General features: G+C 43.2%; 5 protein-coding genes. All 5 read right to left on the bottom strand.

The features are described from left to right. Positions 1-89 precede the first annotated feature (89 nt). The gene (locus C4E06_RS16140; RefSeq protein ID WP_107668991.1) at positions 90-320 is read right to left on the bottom strand and encodes a hypothetical protein; all 231 of its coding nucleotides are present in this window, start codon (positions 318-320) and stop codon (positions 90-92) included. Positions 321-322: 2 nt separating this feature from the next. Further along, on the bottom strand, positions 323-901 hold the full coding sequence (locus C4E06_RS16135) for a hypothetical protein (protein ID WP_107668990.1): 579 nt from the start codon (positions 899-901) through the stop codon (positions 323-325). A gap of 155 nt (positions 902-1,056) precedes the next feature. Continuing rightward, positions 1,057-1,893, bottom strand: coding sequence for a hypothetical protein (locus C4E06_RS16130; RefSeq protein WP_198648741.1), 837 nt, complete (start codon positions 1,891-1,893; stop codon positions 1,057-1,059). Between the two features lie 9 nt (positions 1,894-1,902). Continuing rightward, on the bottom strand, positions 1,903-4,641 hold the full coding sequence (locus C4E06_RS28050; RefSeq protein WP_198648740.1) for a hypothetical protein: 2,739 nt from the start codon (positions 4,639-4,641) through the stop codon (positions 1,903-1,905). Continuing rightward, the gene (locus C4E06_RS16120) at positions 4,641-4,970 is read right to left on the bottom strand and encodes a hypothetical protein (RefSeq protein ID WP_107668988.1); all 330 of its coding nucleotides are present in this window, start codon (positions 4,968-4,970) and stop codon (positions 4,641-4,643) included. Before C4E06_RS16120 ends, C4E06_RS28050 begins: the two co-directional genes overlap by 1 nt. Positions 4,971-5,045 lie beyond the last annotated feature (75 nt).

Here is a 5,045-nt window from a genome sequence, read left to right as displayed (position 1 = left end):
AACGACCATTTAGAAGAGTCTGTAAACTGATATTCGACAGACATAATTACTTTAAAAAGAAACACAACAAAAAAAAGATTATTAACAAATCAAACTAAGTTAAAATCTTTTAAATTAAAAGAAACTGTTTCAGCGTAATCATCCATATTCACGCCTTGAGCTTCGATTAAGTCTAAATAATCATCTAAAGGCAATTTTCCATCTAAGAATAAATCCATCAATTTTTGACAATTATTTAGTCTGAGAACAATGTCAGATCTGTTCGTATCTGGGGAAGGAGATCCCCAAATAATTAACGATTTTCTAAGGTCTCCTTTCATGATTAAGATCTCCGAATAACTTCGGGCAAGAAAGTTACAACATGAGTCGCCTGATACGCTTCGATGATCACGTCTTGTGTTCCAAATTCTGTCAAAGAATCACCTGTGCCCTTTCCAAAAGGCAGCGTATAAGTTTGACCGGTTGTTTTACGATACTTAACGCCAGTGATGTCAGAAGTTGGGCTAGTTGCGTTTGTCTCTCTTACGGCGGCGACAACTTTAGCCGGTTTAAAACTGATCATGTTTTGATAAGCTGATAGATCCTGGGCTTCAGTCAAGTTTAAAGTGCTGAGAGGCTCTCCACCGACTCCTTTTATATAGGTCCAGGCGCGGCTGCCTACCTTTACCTTGACTTGATCAAGAGTACCGCCTCCATCATTTAGCCCGAAAGCTTTCAATCCTAGGGTGACTTTTCGTCCTGAGTTTCTGATCGAAGATTCCGCGCGCTTGCGCTTGTCAGGATCTTCCCGCCATTCTTTATACTTGCGATACTTGTTAGTGGCTGGTAAACTGTTGAAATCAAAGTTAATTAAGGATAATGTTTCGTAAACTTCCTGTAAGTCTGAAAATCTTTTTCCCATGATATTTTTAATCCGATTTGTTTAAGTGATCAATTCCTTTGTAACCCACTTTTTAGCCCTCTATTCCCTCACGGAAGGCCTATAGGCCTTTCTGCTAAAGAGAGACACTTAAACAAATTTCGCAATTAATCAAAACAAGTTACCATAACCTAAAATCAATACTCAGTAACTAAAGCATTCAGATATTCAAACGTGCGATCGTACAAGGGGATCGGTTGGGGTCTTCCCCAAAGGTTTGCGATCGCATACTGAAATCGGACCGTTGCCACCGGCCTTAAGCGTGGCTCACGAACTAACTCACCCAGGATGGATTGATTAGGGGGAATGGTAGGATAGGCCGATGTAGGATCGTCATTGGAACTTTTCCTAAACTTTTTAGCGGAAAAAGTATGACCTTGGATATCTAGAACTTTATTAATTAATTGTTTAGCTTCTGTTTCACTAAAAGCAAGTATCTGTAATTGATATCCTTTTTCTTTGTCCGTGTAACTATAATATTCCTTTCCTTTTTTCCATGTGTAACCATTACTAACTCCAAACTCAGTTTTAATTTTATTAGCTAAAGTGGTTAGTTTTGTTTTAGTAATACTTTCAGAATCTTCATCCATTAACCTAAAACTAATTCTACCCTCAACGGGGCCATACCCCTCTTCAACATCCCCACTATCTTCTTTAAAATATAAATAAATTTGAGGTTTGTATTTTCTGATGGGATCAAGGGAACCTTTCGGCATTCCCAAAATAGGAGCTTGATAATCTTTTGCTTTTCTAAGTGTTAGAAAATACAAATTTTGTTTTAATAACATTATTAAAGCAGAATCACTATCATAAATGGTGCAAGCTTGTCTGAGACTCGCTCTGGGACTGTTGATATTAGGAAGCCATTCGTCTCCACCCAGGTCTGAGAAAGCCTCTCTAACCTCTTTATTGTGAAGTTTACGGATGACACTTTGTAAGTGTTCAAAATCGTTATAATCTAAAGGTAACACCATGATTTTTTATTAATTTGGTTTGTTTAAATCTGAGGTTTGAAGGTCAGGAGATTGACTATTTTCTTTGCCAGTATCTTCTGCGGTTTTCTTGCTTTCTTCATTTTCACTTACATTATCTTTCACGTTTTTAAACTCTTTCTTTATCTCGTCAATGTTCTCTTGAGTCTCTCTAACCTGTTCAGTAATTTCGGTTAAATTGCTGACCACTTCCTCAGCAGTTTGTAAGTCATCAATAACCTTTTGAACTGTGCCTAACCGACCGGTTTTAACCCGTATGTTTTCGTCCATCCACTCATAGGCATTTTCGATAATAACCCCACCTTTTTTAAGGGCGTTTCCTATTTTTCCTGTGTATTGAGAGGCGATTTCTAATCCTTCTGCAATACCTGCCATTGAGGACAAAGTAAGCTCATAAATATTCACAACTGACGTATAAATCGCGCTGGTTTTCTTCCATCCTTCTGACAGCCCGTTATACAATTCTTCCCCGACAATTGCCTTAATGGTTCCACTAACAAATCCCCCTACCAAACCATTAATATCAATGGGGGTGTCATCCTCATCTTTGATGCCAACCACTTGTAATCCACTATTAATGAAATAGCTTAAACTTTCCCCTAAATTTCGGGATAATTGAGCGGCGTTATGGATTAAAAGCATAGTGTTAAGGACGTTTAAGGCACGGTCGAGGCGTAAAGATTGACTGAATCGTTTTAACCAACCACTTAACCCCCCGTCAACTTTGGGTCCTAATTTATCGTTAATTACTTTTAACAAATATAAGTCGGCTAACTGTCCAGCATTAGCTAAATTATTAATGGCTGATTGATTTCTATTAACAGCGCGTTGAATTCTTTGTAGACAAGGATCACACATTTCTGTTTCCGTTCCTGCAAGAATAAGGGGTTTTTTGTAAGGATTTGGATTGATGAAAATTAAAGGCGACGGAGCATCTTGAATCACAGGATTAGGCGTTTCTAAAATGATTTGAGGGGGCAAAACAGTTACAGGTCGCCGTGTTTGTGTACCTGTTTGTGTTCGGGTTCCGGGCTGTGTGCCGGTACCTGTTTGTGTTCGGGTTCCGGTGCCGGCACCGATTCTTGTGCCTGTTCCTGTTCCCCTGCCTGTACCTGTACCCGTTCCGGTGCCGGTGCCTGTTTGTGTACCTGTTCCTGTACCTGTTCCCGTACCAGTACCTGTCTGTGTACCTGTACCTGTACCCGTACCCGTTCCGGTGCCAGTGCCTGTTTGTGTTCCTGTACCTGTTCCGGTTCCTGTTCCTGTACCTGTTCCGGTTCCTGTGTTGGGTTGCGTTTCAGGAGAAGGATCAGGGGATGGCGTTTCTAATGGTTTAACCTGGGGAATTTCTAGCGGTTTGACTTGCGGGTTATTTGGTTCCCCTTTTGGCTTTAACTCCGGTAATGGCGTGCGATCTCGTTCGGTCTGAGTTTCAGGAGAAGGATCAGGGTTAAGATCAAACGGATTTATGTCCGGTTGCGGGGTCGGAATGGGTAATAAAGGAGGTAAGGGGATCTGAGTGGGTTCGGGGATGTTAGGCGGTTCCGGACTGTTTGTCGCTCCGGGAATGGGTTCAGCCAACGGCTTCGGCCCAACATCAGATCCTAAAGGAATGGCAGGGCGATCACCGGTCACAACCTGGCCGGTAGGGGGATCTGGAGCTAAAGGAAAATCAGGGAGTCTGATTCTGATTTTTGGGGGAGGTTCGGCAAACGGAAGATCACGGGGAGTGGGGCGAAGATCCGGCAACGGCTGCAACTCGCCGTAGGGGAAAATAAACGGCGGGGTAATGGGTCGCGTTGTTGGCGGTTGTTGCGTTTTAATGCCAGGCGGCGGATCATCGGGAAATGGGATCGGCGTAGGCGTTGGGTTAACCGTCGGTGATTGCGGCCCGGTAGGCGGATCTAAGGGTTGAACCGGTGGGGGAAGGGGAAATGGTTCGGGGTTAGGTGTGACGGCTGGCGGTGGGGTGGGTGCATCGTTGGTTCTAATTCCCCCGGCAATACCAGGGGGTGGGGTTAGACTGATAGGAGACGGGGGGTTAATCGGTCGTTGGGTAGAGCGAGGTCCCCCTCTAGGCTTAGGCGTTGATAAGGGGAAGTTTCCAATCGGGTTAAAAGTGGTTCCTTTCCAGGGTTCTACCTCTTCCCCGTCTTGTCTCTGAATTTCATAATTCGCATCGAATAGCTTAAAAGCGCCTGCTGTGGGATTAGGCTTATAAGCTAAAGTGACCCTTAACGTTTTTTCTGTTATGCCTGCTTGCAACCAATCGATCTCAAATCCTTCTTGATAGCCCTTTGAGGTAAATTTGAACAATTTTTTTTCAATCGATAAAATCTGAGCATTTTCTAAAACAACCGTATAGAAAAGCTTTTCCCCGACCGCCCCTGGTTCGGACCATTCAATGGCAAATCCGTCCGGATCTCCCGGTACTATCCCGTTTTCATCATAAAGAATCGCAGCGCGATCGTATTGCCTGCGATAACTAAAGGTAATTTGATAATTAGTTAGAGCCGAAGCTCCTTCCCCCTGATTGGGATGATCAAACGGTAAAGCGCAATGAGTCCCCAGTAAAGCACAAGCCATGGGCGGGGTTAACCACTGCAAACTAGAGCCTTGAATCCCTGGCACTTTCCCCGGTGGCCGACTAATCCCACGGCCAGGAAGACGCGGCTTAGGAAATAACCCTCCTAAGCCTGAACCCCCCGGAACTGGTAGCGCGTAAGTCATTAAGCAAAGATTCCGTTAGGGGTGTCATCGCTGGCCCCAATGGGTTGAACGGTTAGCCACGGGTTTGCCGAATATTTATATTCCTTATTTACTTTTGTCACCAAAGTGCAGATAAGCTGCTCTTCAATGGTGTTCTCCTTGATAACCTGGTTTCCAGTCCAGTGATTAATAGACAGGCTTCTAATATCAGATCCATCGGCCTCAATTCCGGTGGTAATAAATGCGCTCGGATAGTAACGGTTATATAAAGCGTGAGTGCAAAGATCGATGATTTGCTCAACGTGAGTACAATTACTCAATAAAGTATCAAAGGTAGCTGACCGCAACATATTTTTTATCCTAGTTTTATTTTTTAGTTTATTCGGGTTAATTATTGATAGCAACTACAGAAAATGTATATTTTC

It is taken from the genome of Cyanothece sp. BG0011 (genome assembly GCF_003013815.1).
Classification (GTDB): domain Bacteria; phylum Cyanobacteriota; class Cyanobacteriia; order Cyanobacteriales; family Microcystaceae; genus Crocosphaera.
This window is presented reverse-complemented; position numbering and strand designations above follow the sequence as displayed.

Coding starts and splice junctions, on each gene's coding strand:
- C4E06_RS16140 (WP_107668991.1), bottom strand. CDS start 320: ATGAAAGGAGACCTTAGAAAATCGTTAATTATTTGGGGATCTCCTTCC.
- C4E06_RS16135 (WP_107668990.1), bottom strand. CDS start 901: ATGGGAAAAAGATTTTCAGACTTACAGGAAGTTTACGAAACATTATCC.
- C4E06_RS16130 (WP_198648741.1), bottom strand. CDS start 1,893: ATGGTGTTACCTTTAGATTATAACGATTTTGAACACTTACAAAGTGTC.
- C4E06_RS28050 (WP_198648740.1), bottom strand. CDS start 4,641: ATGACTTACGCGCTACCAGTTCCGGGGGGTTCAGGCTTAGGAGGGTTA.
- C4E06_RS16120 (WP_107668988.1), bottom strand. CDS start 4,970: ATGTTGCGGTCAGCTACCTTTGATACTTTATTGAGTAATTGTACTCAC.